Below are 18,601 nucleotides of genomic sequence, written 5' to 3' on the forward strand. Positions count from 1 at the left end.
CCCGTGAGCACTACCGAGCCTGAGCGCACCCTCGTCCTGATCAAGCCCGACGGCGTCGCCCGTCACCTCACCGGCGAGGTGCTTCGCCGGGTCGAGGCCAAGGGGTACACCTTCGTCGCGCTCGAGCGGCGCACCGTCGACGCCGACCTGCTGCGCGAGCACTACGCCGAGCACGAGGGCAAGCCGTTCTTCCAGCCACTCGTCGACTTCATGGCCTCCGGCCCGGTCGTCGCCGCGGTCGTCGAGGGGCACCGCGTCATCGAGGGCTTCCGCGCCCTCGCCGGCGCCACCGACCCCACCACCGCGGCCCCGGGCACCATCCGCGGCGACCTCGGGCGGGACTGGGGCACCGACGTCGTGCAGAACATCGTCCACGGCTCCGACTCCCCGGAGTCCGCCGCCCGCGAGATCGGCCTGTGGTTCCCCGCACTCTGACCGGCGGCGGGCGCCCCGGGCGGCGGGAAAGGACGCGCCGCCCGGTCCACAGGCTCCCGGCGACGCCGGGCCGATGGCAATAGGCTGCCGCGCGTGCACCTGAAGACGCTGACGCTGCGAGGGTTCAAGTCCTTCGCGTCCGCGACCACGCTGCACCTCGAGCCCGGGATCACCTGCGTGGTGGGCCCGAACGGCTCGGGCAAGTCCAACGTCGTCGACGCCCTCGCCTGGGTCATGGGCGAGCAGGGCGCGAAGACGCTGCGCGGCGGCTCGATGTCCGACGTCATCTTCGCCGGAACCTCCTCCCGCGCCCCGCTGGGCCGCGCGGAGGTCTCCCTCACCATCGACAACACCGACGGGCTGCTGCCGATCGAGTACACCGAGGTGACGATCTCGCGCACCCTCTTCCGCTCCGGCGGCTCCGAGTACGCGATCAACGGCACCCCCTGCCGCCTCCTCGACATCCAGGAGCTGCTCTCCGACACCGGCCTGGGCCGGGAGATGCACGTCATCGTGGGGCAGGGGCGCCTCGACTCCGTCCTGCAGGCCACGCCGGAGGACCGCCGCGGCTTCATCGAGGAGGCCGCCGGCGTCCTCAAGCACCGCCGCCGCAAGGAGAAGGCGCTGCGCAAGCTCGAGGCGATGGCCGCGAACCTCGCCCGGGTGACCGACCTCTCCGCCGAGATCCGCCGCCAGCTCGGGCCGCTCGCCAGGCAGGCCGACGTCGCCCGGCGGGCCCAGGTGGTCCAGGCCGACCTGCGCGACGCACGGGCCCGGCTCCTGGCGGACGACCTCGTCCAGCTCACCGCCACCCTCGCCCAGGAGGTGGCCGACGAGACCGCGCTGCGCGAGCGGCGCGAGGCGGTCGAGGCCGCCCAGGAGGAGGCGCGCGGGCGGCTGACCGCGCTCGAGCAGGCCGCCGCGGCCGCCGCGCCCCGCCTCGGGCAGGCCACCGACGTCTGGTACCGGCTCTCCGGCCTGCGCGAGCGCCTGCGGTCCCTGGAGAGCGTCGCGACCGAGCGCTGCCGCCTGCTCGGCTCCCCGACGGCGGAGCCCGTCCGGGGCGGCCGGGACCCCGACGAGCTCGAGACGAAGGCCGCCGCGGTGCGCGAGCAGGAGGACGCCCTGCGCACCGAGCTCGACGCCGCCCGGGCGACCCTCGAGGCCGCCGTCGCCGAGCGCACCCGGGCGGAGGAGACCGAGCGCGACTCCGAGCGGGCCCTGGCCGCCGTCCACCGCGGCGTGGCCGACCGCCGCGAGGGGCTGGCCCGGCTGACCGGCCAGGTGGGCGCCCGGCGCTCCCGGCTGGAGGCCGCCGAGGCCGAGCTGGGCCGGCTGCGCGAGTCCCTCGCCGCCGCTCAGGAGCGGGCGAGCACGGCCCAGGCCGAGTTCACCGCGCTCGAGCAGCAGGTGGCCGGCGCCGAGGAGGGCGAGGAGAACCTCGACGAGGCGCACGAGGCCGCCACCGCCGCGCTCGAGGACGCCGAGCGCGACGTGGCCGAGCTCGTCGAGGCCGAGCGTGCGGCGCAGGCCGACCGCGCCACCTGGACCGCCCGCCGCGAGACCCTCGAGCTCTCGCTGCGCCGCAAGGACGGCACCGGCGCGCTGCTCGCCGCCGGGCTGGCCGGCGTGCTCGGCACCGTCCCCGAGCACCTGAGCGTCGAGCCCGGCTGGGAGAACGCCGTCGCCGCGGCGCTCGGCGCCTCCGCGGACGCCGCCGTGGTGGAGTCCGTCGACGTCGCCGTGGACGCCGTGCGCCAGGTCCGGGAGAGCGACGCCGGGCAGGTGCGGCTCGTCGTCGCCGGCGGCGCCCAGGACGACGGCGGCGGCAGGCCGTCCGCGCCCGCCGGGTCCCGCTGGGCGCTGGACCTGCTCACCTCCGCCCGCGACGAGCTGCGGCCCGCGCTGGGGCGACTGCTCGCCGACGTCGTGGCCGTCGAGGACCTCGCCGAGGCCCGCGCCGTCCTCACCGCCCAGCCCGCCCTGACCGCCGTCACCCGCGCCGGTGACGTGCTCTCCGGCGTCGTCGCCCACGGCGGCGCGCCCGGCGCCCCCAGCGTCCTGGAGCTGCACGCCGCGCACGAGGAGGCGGCCGCCGAGGTCGAGTCCGCCACCGCCCGGCACGAGCAGGCCCGGTTCGCGCTCGGACCCGCGCGGGAGCGGGTGGAGACCGCCCGGGCGCAGGTCCGGGCGACGCTGGACGACCTCCACGCCTCCGACGCCCGCCTCGCGGCCGTCGCCGAGCAGCTCGGCCGGCTCGGCTCCACCCTGCGCAACGCCCAGGCGGAGGCCGAGCGGGCGCGCCCCGCGATCGAGCGGGCCGAGGCCGAGATCGCCGAGCACGCGAGCGAGCTGCAGGCACTGGCCGAGCGGCTCGAGATCGCCCGCCGCGAGCCGGCCCAGGCCGAGGAGGACCTCGCCGGCGCCACCGAGACCCGCGACCGGGCCACCGAGGTGGCCCGCGCCGCTCGCACCCGCGAGACGGACGCGCGCCTCGCCCTGCGCACCCTGGAGGAGCAGGCGAAGGGCCTCGCCGGCCGCGCCGCGTCCCTCGCCGCCGCCGCCCGGGAGGAGCGCGCCGCCCGGCGCCGGGCCGCCGAGCGGGAGGCCCGGCGCGCCGCGCAGGCCGCCGTCGCCGCCGAGGTCCGCGACGGCGCCGCCCGCGCGGCCGCCGCGATCGACCGGTCCGTCGCCGCCGCGGCGGCGGAGCGGGAGCGGGCGGAGGAGGAGCGCACCGAACGCGAGCGCGCCATCGCCGGCGTCCGGGCCGAGCTGGAGGAGATCGGCACCGAGCTCGCCGCCCTCACCGACGTCGCGCACCGGGACGAGGTGGCCCGCGCCGAGCAGCGCCTGCGCATCACCCAGCTCGAGGAGAAGGCCGTCGCCGAGCTCGGCCTCGACCCCCAGGTGCTCGTCGACGAGTTCGGCCCCGACCGGCCGGTCCCCTCGACGGCGCCCGTGCCGGACGGCGAGGAGGCACCGCAGGCTCGCCCGTACGTGCGCGAGGAGCAGGAGAAGCGGCTGCGCACCGCCGAGCGTGACCTCGCCCGCCTCGGCAAGGTCAATCCGCTCGCCCTGGAGGAGCACGCGGCGCTGGCCGAGCGGCACAAGTTCCTCACCGACCAGCTCGCCGACCTGAAGAAGTCGCGCGCCGACCTGATGGAGATCGTCCGGGAGGTCGACGAGCGGGTCGAGCGGGTCTTCTCCGAGGCGTTCGCGGACACCGCCCGGCAGTTCGAGCAGGTCTTCCCCCGGCTGTTCCCGGGCGGCGAGGGCCGTCTCGTCCTGACCGACCCCGGGAACATGCTCACCACCGGCATCGAGATCGAGGCCCGGCCGGCCGGCAAGAAGGTCAAGCGGCTCTCCCTGCTCTCCGGCGGCGAGCGCTCCCTGACGGCGGTGGCCCTGCTCGTCTCGATCTTCAAGGCCCGCCCCAGCCCGTTCTACGTGATGGACGAGGTCGAGGCGGCGCTCGACGACGTCAACCTCGGCCGGCTCCTGGAGATCTTCACCGAGCTGCGCGACAGCTCCCAGCTCATCGTGATCACCCACCAGAAGCGCACCATGGAGGTCGCCGACGCGCTCTACGGGGTGACCATGCGGGGCGACGGCGTGACCACCGTCATCTCCCAGCGGCTGGAGCGGGAGCCGGAGCCGGCCGCGTGAGGAACGTCACCGGCAAGACGCCGCGCGGGGCCGCCCGAGGCGCTGTGCGCCACGGTCGCGCCTGCATACTGGAAGCATGACCGGAGCTTTCGTCGGAGGCCTTCTCGCCGTCCTGTGCGCGCTGCTCGTGCTGCTCGCGCTGCTCGCCGCGCGCCGGCCCGAGAACGGGTGGTCCGCGTGGCTGCGGGAGGCCGTCGACGCCTGGCGCTCCGACGAGCTCAGGCGGGAGCACCTCAAGGTGCGCAGGTCGGACGTGCGGGACACGCCCGTGGACGACATCTTCAGCCTCGGCGCGCCGGAGGACGTCCCGGCGTACGCGCGCCCCGAGGAGCTCGTCGCCCGCCTCGGCGAGGTCCGGGGCCGGGCGAGGAACCTGACGCGCCGCTGACCCGCCCCGCCGGTCGCAGCGGCGCGGCCCGGTGGGCCAGACTGGGTCCGTGACCGACCTGACCTGGATCCTCATCGCCGTCGCCGCCGTCGTCGTCATCGCCCTGGTGATCGGCGCCACGGCGCTGACCAGCGGGCGCCGTCGTCGCGGCCCCTCAGCCACCCTCCCGCCCGCGGACGTCAGCCCCTACGACGTCGACCAGCCCCCGGCCGCGGGCGCCACCGCCACGGCCACCGCCCCGCCACCGACAGAGACGGAGGCGGCCCCGCCCGCCCCCACCCTCGAGCGGCCCGAGCCCGTCGCCGGCCGCATGCAGCGCCTGCGCGCGCGCCTCGCCGGCTCGGGACGGATGGGCCAGACCCTGCTGTCCATCCTCTCCCGCGGCGACCTCACCGAGAGCGACTGGGAAGAGATTGAGGAGACCCTGCTCCTCGCCGACGTCGGCATCGGCCCGACGACCGAGCTGATGGACACCCTCCGCACCCGCACCAAGGTGCTCGGCACCACCGACGCGGAGACCGTCCGGGGCGTGCTGCGCGAGGAGCTCGTCAAGCTCGTCGACCCGGACATGGACCGCTCGCTGCACCTCGGGCCGGTCGTCGGCGACGACGGCGAGCTGCACCCCGCCACCATCCTCGTCGTCGGGGTCAACGGCACCGGCAAGACCACCACCGTCGGCAAGCTCGCCCGCGTGCTCGTCGCCGAGGACCACGACGTCGTCCTCGGTGCGGCCGACACCTTCCGTGCCGCCGCGGCGGACCAGCTGAGCACCTGGGGCGCCCGCGTCGGCGTCGAGGTGGTCCGGTCCGACCGCGAGGGCGCCGACCCGGCCGCCGTCGCGTTCGACGCCGTCAAGCACGGCCGCGAGGTCGGTGCCGACGTCGTCATGGTGGACACCGCCGGCCGCCTGCAGAACAAGGCCGGCCTGATGGACGAGCTCGGCAAGATCAAGCGCGTGATGTCCCGGCAGGCACCGGTGCGCGAGGTGCTCCTCGTCCTCGACGCCACCACCGGCCAGAACGGCATGCGCCAGGCTCAGGTCTTCTCCGAGGTCGTCGACGTCACCGGGATCGTCCTGACCAAGCTCGACGGCACCGCCAAGGGCGGGATCGTCGTCGCCGTCCAGCGCGAGCTCGGGGTCCCGGTGAAGTTCGTCGGGCTCGGCGAGGGGCCGGACGACCTCGCCCCGTTCGACGCCGAGGAGTTCGTGGACGCGCTGCTGTCCTGACGTCCGGCCCGCGGAAGGCCCGTGCGCCCCCGCCGTCCCGGTCCGTGAGACGGCGGGGGCGCCGCAACAAGAACGTCACCCGCGCGGGCGATCTGTCACACGCCGGAAACACGCGCGGGCGTCGGACGTAACGCGCGCGCAGGACCGTGGTACCCGGCCAGCCGATCGAGCTGGCGAGGGAGGAACCATGGAGCTGGATACCGGAGCGACCGCGTGGATGCTGATCTCAGCGTCCCTCGTCCTCCTCATGACCCCCGGGCTGGCGCTGTTCTACGGCGGCATGACCCGGTCGAAGTCCGTGCTGAACATGATGATGATGTCCTTCGGGGCCATGGCCGTCATCGCCGTCGTCTACGTCCTGTGGGGCTGGTCGATGTCCTACGGCGGCTCCGTCGGCGGGATCTTCGGCAACCCGTTCGAGCAGTTCGGGCTCGCGGGCGCCATCTACGACGGCGAGGGCGCCTTCCTGATCGACGACTACGGCGTCCCGGGCATCGTGGGGGTCGCCTTCCAGTCGACCTTCGCCATCATCACCACCGCGCTGATCTCCGGCGCCATCGCCGACCGCACCCGGTTCTCGACCTGGATGGTCTTCGTCGCCCTGTGGGTCACGCTGTCCTACTTCCCCATGGCGCACATGGTCTGGGGCGGCGGCCTGCTCAGCGGTGACGGCCCGTTCGCGTCCATCGCGGCGCCGATCGACTTCGCGGGCGGCACCGTGGTGCACATCAACGCCGGCGTGGCCGGCCTGGTCCTGGCGCTGATCATCGGCCGCCGCAAGGGCTTCGGCGCCGTGCCGATGAAGCCCCACAGCCTCCCGCTGACCATGCTGGGCGCCGCGCTGCTGTGGTTCGGCTGGTTCGGGTTCAACGCCGGCTCGGCCTTCACGGCCGACGGCGTCGCCGGACTGGCGTGGGTCAACACCACCACCGCCACGGCCGCGGCCGTTCTGGGCTGGCTCGCGACGGAGAAGCTGCGCGACGGCCACGCGACCTCGCTGGGGGCCGCCTCGGGTGTCGTCGCCGGCCTGGTGGCCATCACCCCGGCCGCCGGCGCGCTGAGCCCGGTCGGCTCGATCCTGCTCGGCGCGGTCGCCGGCGCCCTGTGCGCCCTCGCGGTCGGGCTGAAGTACCGGCTCGGCTACGACGACTCGCTCGACGTGGTCGGCGTCCACCTCGTCGGCGGCCTCGTCGGCACCGTCGGCATCGGCTTCCTGGCCACCGAGACGGGCCTGCTCTACGGCGGCGGCGCGAGCCAGCTGGCCGTGCAGGTGATCATCGCCGTCGTCGCCATGATCTTCTCGGGCGTCGTCACCGCCGTGATCGGGCTCGCGCTGAAGGCTGTCATGGGCTGGCGCGTGAGCGAAGATGTGGAGGTGAACGGCATCGACCAGGCCGAGCACGGTGAGTCCGCCTACGAGGCTCTCGGGGTGGGACGATTCAGCACGGACACCGGCGCAGGTGCACCCGCACCGGTGCGGCGGTCCACGACGGAGGCACACGCATGAAGCTCGTGACAGCGATCGTCCAGCCGCACCGGCTCGACGACGTCAAGAAGGCCCTCGAGGCTGCCGGGGTCCACGGCATGACCGTCTCGGAGGCGAACGGCTACGGCCGCCAGCACGGCCATACGGAGGTCTACCGGGGCGCCGAGTACACGATCGAGCTGGTGCCGAAGGTCCGGGTGGAGGTCGTCGTCGACGACTACGACGCGCCCGCGGTGGTGGACGCCGTCGTCGGGGCGGCCCAGTCCGGGCGGATCGGCGACGGCAAGGTCTGGACCGTCCCGGTCGAGGACGTCGTCCGGGTCCGCACGGGCGAGCGCGGCGCCGACGCCCTGTAGGGCGGGTGGCGATCTCCACGGACCGACGGCCGGGCCCGGCGCGGCCTCCCCTGCCGGGGGAGCTGCGCCGGGCCCGGCTCGCGGTCCCCGCCCCGGCTCCCGGCCGCTCCGACGCCGGGACCGCCTACCGGCGCCGGCTGGCGGACCTCACGGACGCGGCTCTCGCCGAGCTGTGGCGCCACGCCGCGGCGACCACCGGGCTGGACCTCGGCCACGGGGTGGCCCTGGCCGCCGTCGGCAGCCTCGGCCGTCGCGACGGCGGGCCGACCGCGGACCTCGACCTCGTCCTCGTCCACGACGGACGCCTCGCGGCCGCCGACCTCGCCCGGCTCGCCGACGCGCTGTGGTACCCGCTCTGGGACGCCCGGCTCGACCTGGACCACGCGGTCCGCACCCTCGACGAGTGCCGACGGGTGGCGTCGGCCGACCTGCCCGCCGCCGTCGGCCTGCTGCACCTGCGCACCGTCGCCGGCGACCCGGCCGTGGGGGAGCGCGCCCAGGAGGCCGTCCTCGCCGACTGGCGCTCCGGCGCGCGGCGCCGCCTGCCGGACCTGCTCGACTCGGTGGCCGGGCGCGGGGAGCGGTTCGGGGAGCTCGCCTACCTCCTCGAGCCCGACCTCAAGGAGGCGCGCGGCGGGCTGCGCGACGCCGTCGTCGTCGACGCCCTGGTTGCGAGCTGGCTCGCCGAGCGCCCGCGCGGGCGGCTCGACGTCGCACGGGCCCACACCCACCTGCTCGACGTCCGCGACGCCCTCGCCCTCGCCACCGGCAGGGCGACGAACCGGCTGGTGCTCCCCGAGCAGGATGAGGTCGCCCGCCGGTGCGGGTTCGCCGGGGGCGACGGCGACGCCGCCGACGCCCTGCTCGCCTCGGTCGCCGGCGCGGCGCGCGTCATCACCGCCGCGCTCGACACCACGGTGCGCCGGGCCCGCCAGAACAACGAGGCGCGCCGGCCGCGGCTGCTGCGACCGGTCCTCGTCCGCGGGCGGGCCGCCCCGCCGCGCCTGCCCGTCGTCGCCCCCGGCCTGGTGGAGCACGAGGGCGAGATCGTCCTCGCGGCCGGCGCCGACCCCGCCGCCGACCCGCAGCTGGCCCTGCGCGCCGCGGCCGCGGCGGCGCGCACCGGCCTGCCCCTCTCGCCGGCGATGCTCGACTCCCTGGGCCGCACGGCCCCGCCGCCCGAGCCCTGGCCCCGCGAGGCGCTCGCGCTGCTCCTCGAGCTGCTCGCCGCCGGCCCCGCGCAGGTCCCGGTGTGGGAGGCGCTCGACCTCGCCGGGGTCGTGACCGTCTGGTTCCCAGAGTGGGCGGCCGTGCGCAACCGGCCCCAGCGCAACGCGCTGCACCGGTTCACCGTCGACCGCCACCTCGTCGAGACCGTGGCCGGTGTGCCCGCCACGGCCGGCGTGACGCTGCCCGCCGGCCTGCCGGTCGCGGCGGACGAGCGCGTGCTGCTGCTGGCCGCCCTCCTCCACGACATCGGCAAGACCCCCGGGGCGCACGACCACGCGGGGCGGGGGGCCGCCCTCGTCCCGGGCATCCTCGACCGGCTCGGGCTCCCGCCGGGGGAGCGCGACGACGTCGTCCTCCTCGTCCGCGAGCACCTCCTGCTGCCCGCGGTGGCCACCACGCGCGACGCGGCGGACCCGGCGGTGGTGGCCGAGGTGGCCGACGCCGTCGCCCGGCGGCCCGACCTCCTCCTCCTGCTGCGCCGGCTCACGGAGGCCGACGCGCGCGCCGCGGGGCCCCAGGCGTGGACCGCCTGGCGGGCGCAGCTGGTGACCACGCTCACGGACCGCGTGGCGGCGGGGCTGCGGGCGTTACCCTGATCGTCAGCCACGTCCGCCCGAAACCACGAGGTACGACTTGTTCGCGAACCTGTCCGACCGGCTCACCGCCTCCTTCAAGCAGCTGCGTGGGAAGGGCCGTCTGTCCGAGGCCGACATCGACGCCACCGTCTCGGAGATCCGCCGCGCCCTCCTCGAGGCGGACGTCGCGCTGCCCGTGGTGCGCTCCTTCACCGCCGCCGTGCGCGAGCGGGCGAAGTCCGCGGAGGTCTCCGCCGCGCTCAACCCCGCCCAGCAGGTCATCAAGATCGTCAACGCCGAGCTGGTCGAGATCCTCGGCGGCGAGGCCCGCGACCTGCGCTTCGCCAAGCACCCGCCGACGGTGATCATGCTCGCCGGCCTCCAGGGCGCCGGAAAGACCACGCTCGCCGGGAAGCTGGGCCGGTGGCTGAAGCAGCAGGGCCACACCCCGCTGCTCGTCGCCTCCGACCTCCAGCGCCCCAACGCCGTCACCCAGCTGCAGGTGGTCGGCGAGCGCGCCGGCGTGCCCGTGTGGGCCCCCGAGCCGGGCAACGGCGTCGGCGATCCGGTCGCGGTGGCCCGCTCGGGCCTGCAGCACGCGCGGGACCGGCAGTACTCCGTCGTCGTGGTCGACACCGCCGGCCGTCTCGGCGTGGACGCCGAGATGATGCAGCAGGCGATCGACATCCGCGACGCCACCGACCCGGACGAGATCCTCTTCGTCCTCGACGCGATGATCGGTCAGGACGCGGTCACCACGGCGAACGCGTTCGCCGAGGGCGTCGGCTTCACCGGCGTCGTCCTGTCCAAGCTCGACGGCGACGCCCGCGGTGGAGCGGCGCTGTCCGTGCGCGGGGTGACCGGCAAGCCGGTCCTGTTCGCCTCCACCGGCGAGAAGCTCGAGGACTTCGAGCGGTTCCACGCCGACCGGATGGCGTCGCGCATCCTCGACATGGGCGACATCCTCACGCTCATCGAGCAGGCCGAGCGGACCTTCGACGCCGCCGAGGCCGAGGAGATGGCCGCCAAGCTCGCCGGCGACGGCGACTTCACCCTCCAGGACTTCCTCGGCCAGCTCGCCCAGCTGAAGAAGATGGGCTCGATGAAGAAGATGCTCGGCATGCTGCCGGGCATGGGCCAGATGCGCGAGCAGCTGGAGAACTTCGACGAGCGCGAGGTCGACCGCGTCGAGGCGATCGTCCACTCGATGACCCCCGCCGAGCGCGCCAACCCCAAGATCCTCAACGGCTCGCGCCGCCTGCGCATCGCGCGCGGCTCGGGCACCACCGTCGCCGAGGTCAACTCGCTCATGGAGCGGTTCGACCAGGCCAAGACGATGATGCGGCAGATGGCCCGGTCCGGCGGAAAGGGCGTGCCCGGGATGGGCATGATGCCCGGCGGCGGCAAGAAGTCGAAGGGCCGCATGGCGCCGCCGCCGAAGAAGGGCAAGAAGGGCAGGTCCGGCAACCCCGCGAAGCGCCGCCAGCAGGAGCTGGAGGCCGCGCAGCGGGCGACCGAGCAGGTGAGCGCGCCGTCGGGCTCCGCGTTCGGGCTCGGCGCTGGCAGCGCGCCGAAGCAGGAGATGCCCGACCTCGAGGAGCTCCAGAAGTACCTCCGCTGACCCCCAGGTGGGCGCGATGTCACTTCCTCGGCGAGATGTCACGAGTTCGCTCGACGGCGACCGTGCGACGTCGGCACCGCTCTCCGGGCGAGGTCCCGTGAGAGCCTGTCGCCCATGAGCGAGGTCCTGCACCTGACCGGCACGATCGTCGTCGACGACTCCACCGAGCTGGACGAGGCGTGGGTCGTCGACGGGCGCCTGACCTTGCGACGGCCGGAGAACGCCGACCGTGCCCGGACCCTCACCGGCTGGGTCCTCCCCGGTCTGGTCGACGTCCACTGCCACATCGGGCTGGGCGCCGACGGCGTGGTCAGCGTCGAGGACGCCATCCTGCAGGGCAAGACCGACCGCGACGCGGGCACGCTCCTGGTCCGCGATGCCGGCTCGCCCATGGACAACCGGTGGGTGCAGGAGCGGGAGGACCTGCCGCGCCTCATCCGGGCCGGCCACCACCTGGCGCGCCCCAAGCGGTACCTCCGCAACTACGGCCTCGAGCTTGACGACGTCGCACTGCTCCCCGAGGCGGTCGCCGAGCAGGCGCGGTTCGGCGACGGGTGGGTCAAGATCGTCGCCGACTGGATCGACCGGACCCTCGCCGAGGACGCCGACCTCACCCCGCTCTGGCCCGCCGACGTGCTGAAGGACGCGGTCGCCGCCGCGCACGAGAACGGCGCCCGGGTCACCGCGCACACGTTCTCCCACGAGGCGATCGACCCGCTGCTCGACGCCGGCATCGACGGCATCGAGCACGGCACCGGCATGGACGCCGACCAGATCGCCGAGGCCGCCCGGCGCCGGATCCCGGTGACGCCGACCCTTCTCCAGGTCGGCAGGTTCGCCGACATCGCGGACCAGGCGGGAGGCAAGTACCCGGTCTACGCGGAGCGCATGCGCCGGATGCACGCCCGGCGCCACGAGCACGTGCGCGACCTGCACGATGCGGGCGTCCCCCTGCTCATGGGCTCCGACGCCGGCGGTACGATCGCCCACGGCTCGCTGCCGGCCGAGCTCGCGGAGGTCGCTCGCGCGGGCGTGCCCGCGGCCGACGTCGTCGCCGCCGCGAGCTGGCGCGGGCGCGAGATCCTCGGCGTGGCCGGGATCGCGGAGGGGGCGAGCGCCGACGTCGTCGTCTACGACGCCGACCCGCGGGCGGACGTCGACGTGCTGGCTCGGCCGTCCGCCGTCGTCCTTCGCGGGAAGCGGTACTGACCGCAGATTCGCGGCACCCCTGCGGGGGAAGCTCGTGTCGTCTCGCCGAGTTCGTGACGTCTCGTCGAGGAGTTGACGTCTCGCGAGTTAAGGGGCCGGCGAGCTGGGGAGCTGCGGCAAAAGGTCTTGCCCCCGCCGTGGTTCTGTGGTTCATTGGTCGAGTAATGAACCACCGAACCGGGGTGACGGATGTTCGACGGGCCCGAACCGATCTACGTGCAGATCGCCGAGCAGCTGCGCCGCCAGGTGCTCGACGGCACCCTGTCGGCCGGTGACCAGGTGATGTCCACGACCCAGTACGCCACCACGTACCGCATCAACCCGGCGACGGCCGCCAAGGCCTTCGCCCAGCTGGTCGACGAGGGCGTCATCTACAAGCAGCGAGGAGTGGGGATGTTCGTCGCGGACGGCGCCCGGGAGCGCCTGCGGGAGCGGCGCCGGGGCGCGTTCTTCACCGACCGGGTCGACGCCGTCGTCGCCGAGGCCCGGGCCCTGGGCATCAGCTCCGACGACCTGGTCGCCTACATCAGGACGGGGGAGCGGCCATGACCGGCCTGAGCGTGGAGGTCGACGACCTCAGCGTCCACCACGGCGACGTCCGGGCGGTCGACCACGCCACGTTCACGCTCCCCGCCGGCTCGGTCACGGGACTGCTCGGGCGGAACGGCTCCGGCAAGTCGACCCTCCTCTCGACCCTGGCCTCGATGCGGCGCCCGACCGCGGGCCGGGTCCTCGTCGACGGCGAGGACCCGTTCGAGAACGAGGCGCTCATGGAGCGCGTGTGCCTCGTGCGCGAGTCCGGGGACCTCATGCCGGACGAGCGGATCGTCACCAACCTGGCCTACGTCGCCACGGCCCGGCCGACCTGGGACGACGACCTCGCCGGCCGCCTCCTGGACGCCTTCGAGCTCGACCCGCGGTCCAAACCGCGCCAGCTCTCCCGCGGCGCACGCTCGGCACTCGGCGTCGTCGTCGGGATCGCCTCGCGGGCGCCGCTGACGATGCTCGACGAGGTCTACCTCGGGATGGACGCGCCGTCGCGCTACCGGTTCTACGAGCTGCTGCTCGAGGACTACGCGGAGCACCCTCGCACGATCGTGCTGTCCAGCCACCTGATCCGCGAGCTCGACCGGCTGCTCGAGCACGTCGTCGTCCTGCACGAGGGGCGGGCGGTGCTGACCGGCGGCGCCGACGAGCTGCGCGCCCGCGGGGCGACGCTGACGGGGCGCCCGCAGGACGTCGACGCCGCGGCCTCCGGCCTCATGGTGCTCTCCGAGCGCCACCTGGGCCCCACCAAGCAGACCACCGTCCTGGACGGGGTCGACGCCGCCCGTGCCGCCAGCCTGGAGCGCTCCGGGGTCGAGATCGGCCCGGTCGACCTGCAGGACCTCGTCGTCCACCTCACCGGGAGGAACTCGTGAGCCGCACGCGCGACGCCGCGCCCGTCACCGACCTCACGGGCCTGACCGGGGGCAGCCTGCGGTACGGCCGCCGCGTCCCCCACAGCCGTCCCCAGTGGTGGCGCGCCGCCTCCTGGATGGTGCGCATGCACGCCTACCTGGGCCTGTGGTTCTGGGCGATCGTCCTCGTCGTGGCGCTGACCGCCGCCGGGGTCGTGAGCCGGGTGGCGCAGATCGAGGTCTCGATCCTCCAGTTCGCCGCGCACGGGGCGCTCTGGTTCCCGTTCTCCCTCATGATCACGGTCGTGGCCGTCCAGCTGACCGCCCACGTCGGCAACGGCATGACCCGCGGTTCCTTCGTGCGGGCCGCCCTGCTCGCCGCGGCCGCGACCGGGCTCACGTACGGCTCGGTCCTGGCGGTCGGGCTGGCGGTCGAGGGCGCGATCTACGACGGCGTCGGCTGGCCGCACCTGCACGTCGCCACCACCGGTCCGGGCGCCGACGATGTGGTCGCCCCGTGGAGCCTCGGGCTGCCCACGTCCGCCTTCGTCTACGCGGTCCGCACCGCCGGGGGCGCGGTCGCCGGCCTGCTGGTGGGCATCACGTACTACCGCCTCGGCGGTCTGCGGGGCACGCTCCTGCTCCCGCTGACGGTACTGCCGGCGATCGTCGGCCAGGACGACCTGGCCGCCCGCGCGGCCGACGCCGTCGGCGTCTCCCTCCCGCTGTACACGCTCGCCACGCTGGCCGTCCTCGCGCTCGCAGCCTGGGCGTTCAGCCGGCTCACCCGCAACGCACCCGTCGCACACCCCCGGAGCTGACCATGGACCCCGTCATCACCGTGCAGCACCTGCGCAAGACGTTCGGCGCGACCGTCGCCGTCGAGGACGTCAGCCTGACCGTCGGCCGTGGCGAGATCGTCGGCATCCTCGGCCCCAACGGCGCGGGGAAGACGACGACGGTCGAGATCATCGCCGGACTCACGCGCCCCGACGGCGGCCGCGTCGAGATCCTCGGTCACGACCCGCAGCGCGACCCCGCGGCCGTCCGGCAGGTGCTGGGCGTCCAGCTCCAGGAGTCCCGGTTGCCGGCGAGGATCCGCGTCGAGGAGGCGCTGCGCCTGTACGCGTCCTTCTACCCCGAGCCGGCGGACGTCGACGAGCTCATCGTCCTGCTCGGGCGCGAGGACCGGCGCCGCACCGCCTTCGACGACCTCTCCGGCGGCCAGCAGCAGCGGCTGTCGATCGCGCTGGCGCTGGTCGGCCGCCCGCAGGTGGTCGTGCTGGACGAGCTGACCACCGGCCTGGACCCCCGCGGCCGCCGCGAGACCTGGGCGCTGGTCGAGCGCGTCCGGGACACGGGCGTCACCGTCCTGCTCGTCACCCACTTCATGGACGAGGCCGAGCACCTGTGCGACCGGGTCGTTGTGATCGACGCCGGACGGGTGGTGGCAGAGGGCACCCCGGCGGAGCTGACCGCCGCCGGCGCCGAGCCGTCCCTGCGCCTGCGGCTGCCCGCCGACGCCCCGGCCGGGATCGAGGACGCGCTCCGCTCGCTGCCGGAAGTCGCCGCCGTCGTCGCGGACGACGGCGCCCTCAGGGTCCGCGGCGACGGCCGCGTCCTGCCCGCCGTGGTGGCGGCCCTCGACGAGCGCGGCGTCGTCCCCACCGAGCTCACCACGCTCACCCGTTCGCTGGAGGACGTCTTCGTCGACGTCACCGGCGTCCACCTCGAGGAGGCCGCGGCATGACCACCCTCCCCCTGACCTCCGACGGTCCACGCGGGCGGGGCGGCGATCGCGCCTGGCCGCGCGGCCTGCCGGCCCTGGTGCGCAGCGAGCTCCGGCTGTTCCTGCGCGACCCCGGCACCGTCTTCTTCTCCCTGGTCCTCCCCGCGGTGCTGCTGCTCGGGGTCGGCCTCGCCCTGCCGGGCATGCGCGACCCCGTCACGGACGCCGGCCCGGTGTGGGACGGGCTCACCCCCATCGCCACGTTCGTGCCGGTGGTGCTGGCGACGGCCATCGCCGCACCCGCGCTGAGCACCATGCCGACGTTCGTCGCCGGCTACCGCGAGCGGGGGGTGCTGCGCCGCCTGTCCGCCACGCCGATGCGGCCGCAGGGCGTGCTGCTCGCCCAGGTGGCGGTCAACGTGGTCGCGTTCGTCGTGGCCGCCGCCCTGGGAGTCGCGGTGGCCGCCGTCGTCTTCGAGATCGTGGCGCCCCGGCAGGTGGGTCTGCTCGTGCTCGCTCTCGCCCTCGGGGCCGCGTCGACGTTCGGCGTCGGCCTGGTGATCGCCGCCGTGGCGCCGAAGGGCTCCACCGCCGGCGGGGTCGGGATGCTCGTGTACTTCCCGATGCTGTTCCTCGCGGGCCTGTGGACCCCCGGCCCGGTCATGCCCGACGCCGTCGCCGCGGTCGGCCGGTTCACCCCGCTCGGCGCCGCCGGGCAGGCCATGGGCGAGGCCTGGTTCGGCACCGGCCTCCCGGCGCTGCAGCTCGCGGTCATGGTCGCCTGGGTCCTGGTCCTCTACCCGCTCTCGGCCAGGCTGTTCCGCTGGTCCTGACGCCGACGGCGCCCCCAGGGCGTCCGGCGCGGCCGGCGTGGCGAAGGGCACGCCGGTGCGGGGGGCCGCGGGGTTGGGCGGGTCCTGAAGTTCTGGCAGAATGACCCGCTGTACTCAGCCCGTCCGGCCCCTCTCACCGGGTGAGGCTGTGTCCTGCGACCAGACGGTCCGCCGAATCCCACCGGCAGCCCGCGCGGTCCACCCCTTACGAAACCAGGAGTGACCACCTAGTGGCAGTCAAGATCCGTCTCAAGCGTCTGGGCAAGATCCACGCGCCGTACTACCGCGTCGTCGTCATGGACTCGCGGACCCGCCGTGACGGCCGGGCGATCGAGGAGATCGGGAAGTACCACCCGACCGAGGAGCCCTCGCTCATCGACATCGACTCCGAGCGGGCGCAGTACTGGCTCTCCGTGGGCGCCCAGCCCACCGAGCAGGTCGCCGCGCTCCTCAAGGTCACCGGCGACTGGCAGAAGTTCAAGGGCCTGCCGGGCGCCGAGGGCACCCTGCGCACCAAGGACTCGTCCGCGTCGGGCGCGGAGGCGCGCGCCGCTGCCGTCAAGGCCGCCGAGGACGAGGCCGAGAAGCGCAAGGCCAAGGCCGCCGAGGCCAAGGCTGAGAAGGACGCCGGCGCGTCCGAGGCGCAGCCCGAGGAGGCGGCGGAGGAGTCCGCCCCCGCCGAGGACGCCTGATCCCGTGCTGGCCGACGCTCTCGAGCACCTCGTGCGTGGCATCGTCGACCACCCGGACGACGTGCAGGTGACCGCCCGTTCCCTGCGCCGCGGGGAGCTGCTCGAGGTTCGTGTCCACCCCGAGGACCTCGGCCGCGTGATCGGCCGGTCCGGGCGCACCGCCCGGGCCCTGCGCACCGTCATCGGAGCGCTCTCCACGTCCGGCCCCGTGCGGGTCGACGTGGTGGACACCGACCGCCGCTGAGCAGCCACGCGCAGACCCGGTCCGCCCCGGCGGACCGGGTCTGCGCGCATCCACCGCCCGACCGAACCTGAGGAGCACGACGTGCTGCTGACCGTCGCCGTCATCGGCGCCCCGCACGGGCTGCGTGGCGAGGTGCGCCTGGACCTGCGCACGGACGACCCGGAACGGCGCCTCGCCGTCGGTAACGTCCTCGAGACCGAGCCCGCCGACGCCGGGCCGCTCACCGTGACGCGCGCCCGCACCGCCCCCGACGGCGCCACCTTCGTCATCTTCGACGAGGCGCGGGACCGCACCGCGGCCGAGGCGCTGCGCGGCGTCCGCCTGGTCGTCGAGAGCGACGAGGACGAGGGCGACGACGACGAGGGCTGGTACCCCCACGAGCTGGTCGGCCTGCGGGCAATGCACGTCGACGGGCGCGAGCTCGGCACCGTCGCCGGGCTCGAGCACCTGCCCGCCCAGGACGTCCTGGTCGTCACCGAGCCGGACGGCAGCGAGGCGCGCGTGCCGTTCGTGGCCGAGCTCGTGCCCGACGTCGACCTCGGGGCCGGCACGGTCACGCTCGACCCGCCCCGCGGGATCTTCGCCGGCGACCCGGCCGAGTGGGAGGACGAGGACGAGGACGACAGCCCCGACGACGAGAGTGCGGGCACGCGGGCCTGACATGCGCATCGACGTCGTCACGATCTTCCCCGGCTACCTCGACGCCCTCGACCTGTCCCTCGTGGGCAAGGCCCGCCGCGACGGTCTCCTCGACCTGCGCGTGCACGACCTGCGCGACTGGACCACCGACCGGCACCGCACGGTCGACGACACCCCCTTCGGCGGCGGCGCCGGCATGGTGATGCGCCCCGACGTGTGGGGCCGGGCGCTGGACGACGTCCTCGGCCGCACCGACGGCCGCGCCCGGGCCGGCCGCCAGGTCCTGCTCGTGCCGACGCCCTCGGGCGAGCGCCTCACCCAGCGCACCGTCGAGGACCTCGCCACCGCCGACCAGCTCGTCCTCGCGTGCGGGCGCTACGAGGGCATCGACGCCCGGGTCGCCGAGCACTACGCCGACGCCGGCGTCGAGGTCCGCGAGTTCTCCCTGGGGGACTACGTGCTCAACGGCGGCGAGGTCGCCGCGCTCGTCGTCGTCGAGGCGGTCGCGCGCCTGCTGCCCGGGGTCGTCGGCAACCCCGAGTCCCTCGTCGAGGAGTCGCACGGCGCGGCCGGGCTGCTCGAGTACCCCGTGTACACCAAGCCGCCCGCCTGGGCCGGCCGGGAGGTCCCGGAGATCCTGCTCTCCGGGCACCACGGCAACATCGCCCGCTGGCGCCGCGACCTCGCCCTGGAGCGCACCGCCGAGCGCCGCCCGGACATGGTCACGACGCTGGACCCCGCGCGCCTCGACCGGCAGGACCGCGCCGTCCTGGCGCGCCACGGCTGGTTCGTCCCGGCCGACGGCGGAGCTCCCGTGCGCGTCGTCGTCCGCCCGGGCCGGCCCGAGGACGCCGCCGCCCTGGCCGACCT

17 protein-coding genes and 1 pseudogene are annotated in these 18,601 nt (G+C 75.0%); all 18 read left to right on the forward strand.

Going from position 1 to position 18,601, the window contains the following annotated elements; genetic code table 11:
- Positions 1 to 3: 3 nt before the first annotated feature.
- Positions 4 to 435 carry a nucleoside-diphosphate kinase gene (gene ndk, locus KZX45_RS08895; protein ID WP_248257364.1) on the forward strand — a complete coding sequence of 144 codons (432 nt, stop codon included), beginning with the start codon at positions 4 to 6 and terminating at the stop codon, positions 433 to 435.
- Positions 436 to 528: 93 nt separating this feature from the next.
- The gene (gene smc, locus KZX45_RS08900; RefSeq protein WP_248257365.1) at positions 529 to 4,101 is read left to right on the forward strand and encodes a chromosome segregation protein SMC; all 3,573 of its coding nucleotides are present in this window, start codon (positions 529 to 531) and stop codon (positions 4,099 to 4,101) included.
- A gap of 76 nt (positions 4,102 to 4,177) precedes the next feature.
- Positions 4,178 to 4,489: a hypothetical protein gene (locus tag KZX45_RS08905; protein WP_248257366.1), complete on the forward strand. Its 312-nt coding sequence runs from the start codon at positions 4,178 to 4,180 to the stop codon at positions 4,487 to 4,489.
- Positions 4,490 to 4,538: 49 nt separating this feature from the next.
- A complete protein-coding gene (ftsY, locus tag KZX45_RS08910; RefSeq protein ID WP_248257367.1) occupies positions 4,539 to 5,717 on the forward strand; it encodes a signal recognition particle-docking protein FtsY in 1,179 nt (392 codons plus the stop codon).
- Positions 5,718 to 5,904: 187 nt separating this feature from the next.
- A complete protein-coding gene (locus KZX45_RS08915; RefSeq protein ID WP_248257368.1) occupies positions 5,905 to 7,224 on the forward strand; it encodes an ammonium transporter in 1,320 nt (439 codons plus the stop codon).
- Positions 7,221 to 7,559, forward strand: coding sequence for a P-II family nitrogen regulator (locus tag KZX45_RS08920; RefSeq protein WP_248257369.1), 339 nt, complete (start codon positions 7,221 to 7,223; stop codon positions 7,557 to 7,559). The genes KZX45_RS08915 and KZX45_RS08920 overlap by 4 nt, the downstream gene beginning before the upstream one ends.
- 5 nt (positions 7,560 to 7,564) lie before the next feature.
- A complete protein-coding gene (locus KZX45_RS08925; protein WP_248257370.1) occupies positions 7,565 to 9,385 on the forward strand; it encodes an HD domain-containing protein in 1,821 nt (606 codons plus the stop codon).
- A gap of 37 nt (positions 9,386 to 9,422) precedes the next feature.
- A complete protein-coding gene (gene ffh / locus KZX45_RS08930; protein ID WP_248257371.1) occupies positions 9,423 to 10,985 on the forward strand; it encodes a signal recognition particle protein in 1,563 nt (520 codons plus the stop codon).
- Positions 10,986 to 11,099: 114 nt separating this feature from the next.
- Positions 11,100 to 12,194, forward strand: a complete 1,095-nt coding sequence (locus KZX45_RS08935) for an amidohydrolase family protein (protein ID WP_248257372.1) — start codon at positions 11,100 to 11,102, stop codon at positions 12,192 to 12,194.
- A gap of 189 nt (positions 12,195 to 12,383) precedes the next feature.
- On the forward strand, positions 12,384 to 12,743 hold the full coding sequence (locus KZX45_RS08940; protein ID WP_248257373.1) for a GntR family transcriptional regulator: 360 nt from the start codon (positions 12,384 to 12,386) through the stop codon (positions 12,741 to 12,743).
- Complete coding sequence (locus tag KZX45_RS08945; protein WP_248257374.1) at positions 12,740 to 13,615, forward strand: ATP-binding cassette domain-containing protein; 876 nt, start codon at positions 12,740 to 12,742, stop codon at positions 13,613 to 13,615. Before KZX45_RS08940 ends, KZX45_RS08945 begins: the two co-directional genes overlap by 4 nt.
- Positions 13,612 to 14,415, forward strand: a complete 804-nt coding sequence (locus tag KZX45_RS08950) for a hypothetical protein (protein WP_248257375.1) — start codon at positions 13,612 to 13,614, stop codon at positions 14,413 to 14,415. Before KZX45_RS08945 ends, KZX45_RS08950 begins: the two co-directional genes overlap by 4 nt.
- A 2-nt stretch (positions 14,416 to 14,417) precedes the next feature.
- The gene (locus tag KZX45_RS08955) at positions 14,418 to 15,344 is read left to right on the forward strand and encodes an ABC transporter ATP-binding protein (RefSeq protein WP_248257376.1); all 927 of its coding nucleotides are present in this window, start codon (positions 14,418 to 14,420) and stop codon (positions 15,342 to 15,344) included.
- Positions 15,341 to 16,156 carry an ABC transporter permease gene (locus KZX45_RS08960; protein ID WP_248257377.1) on the forward strand — a complete coding sequence of 272 codons (816 nt, stop codon included), beginning with the start codon at positions 15,341 to 15,343 and terminating at the stop codon, positions 16,154 to 16,156. Before KZX45_RS08955 ends, KZX45_RS08960 begins: the two co-directional genes overlap by 4 nt.
- 230 nt (positions 16,157 to 16,386) lie before the next feature.
- Positions 16,387 to 16,848: a 30S ribosomal protein S16 gene (gene rpsP, locus KZX45_RS08965; protein WP_248257378.1), complete on the forward strand. Its 462-nt coding sequence runs from the start codon at positions 16,387 to 16,389 to the stop codon at positions 16,846 to 16,848.
- A gap of 4 nt (positions 16,849 to 16,852) precedes the next feature.
- Positions 16,853 to 17,092 (forward strand): RNA-binding protein, encoded by a 240-nt coding sequence (locus KZX45_RS08970; RefSeq protein WP_248257379.1) that lies wholly within the window; start codon positions 16,853 to 16,855, stop codon positions 17,090 to 17,092.
- Positions 17,093 to 17,173: 81 nt separating this feature from the next.
- On the forward strand, positions 17,174 to 17,752 hold the full coding sequence (gene rimM, locus KZX45_RS08975) for a ribosome maturation factor RimM (protein WP_248257380.1): 579 nt from the start codon (positions 17,174 to 17,176) through the stop codon (positions 17,750 to 17,752).
- A 1-nt stretch (position 17,753) separates the two neighbouring features.
- Positions 17,754 to 18,536: pseudogene (trmD, locus tag KZX45_RS08980) on the forward strand (tRNA (guanosine(37)-N1)-methyltransferase TrmD); the annotation flags it as partial.
- Positions 18,537 to 18,601: the final 65 nt, after the last annotated feature.

This window comes from Georgenia sp. EYE_87, from assembly GCF_023148685.1.
Lineage (GTDB): Bacteria > Actinomycetota > Actinomycetes > Actinomycetales > Actinomycetaceae > Georgenia.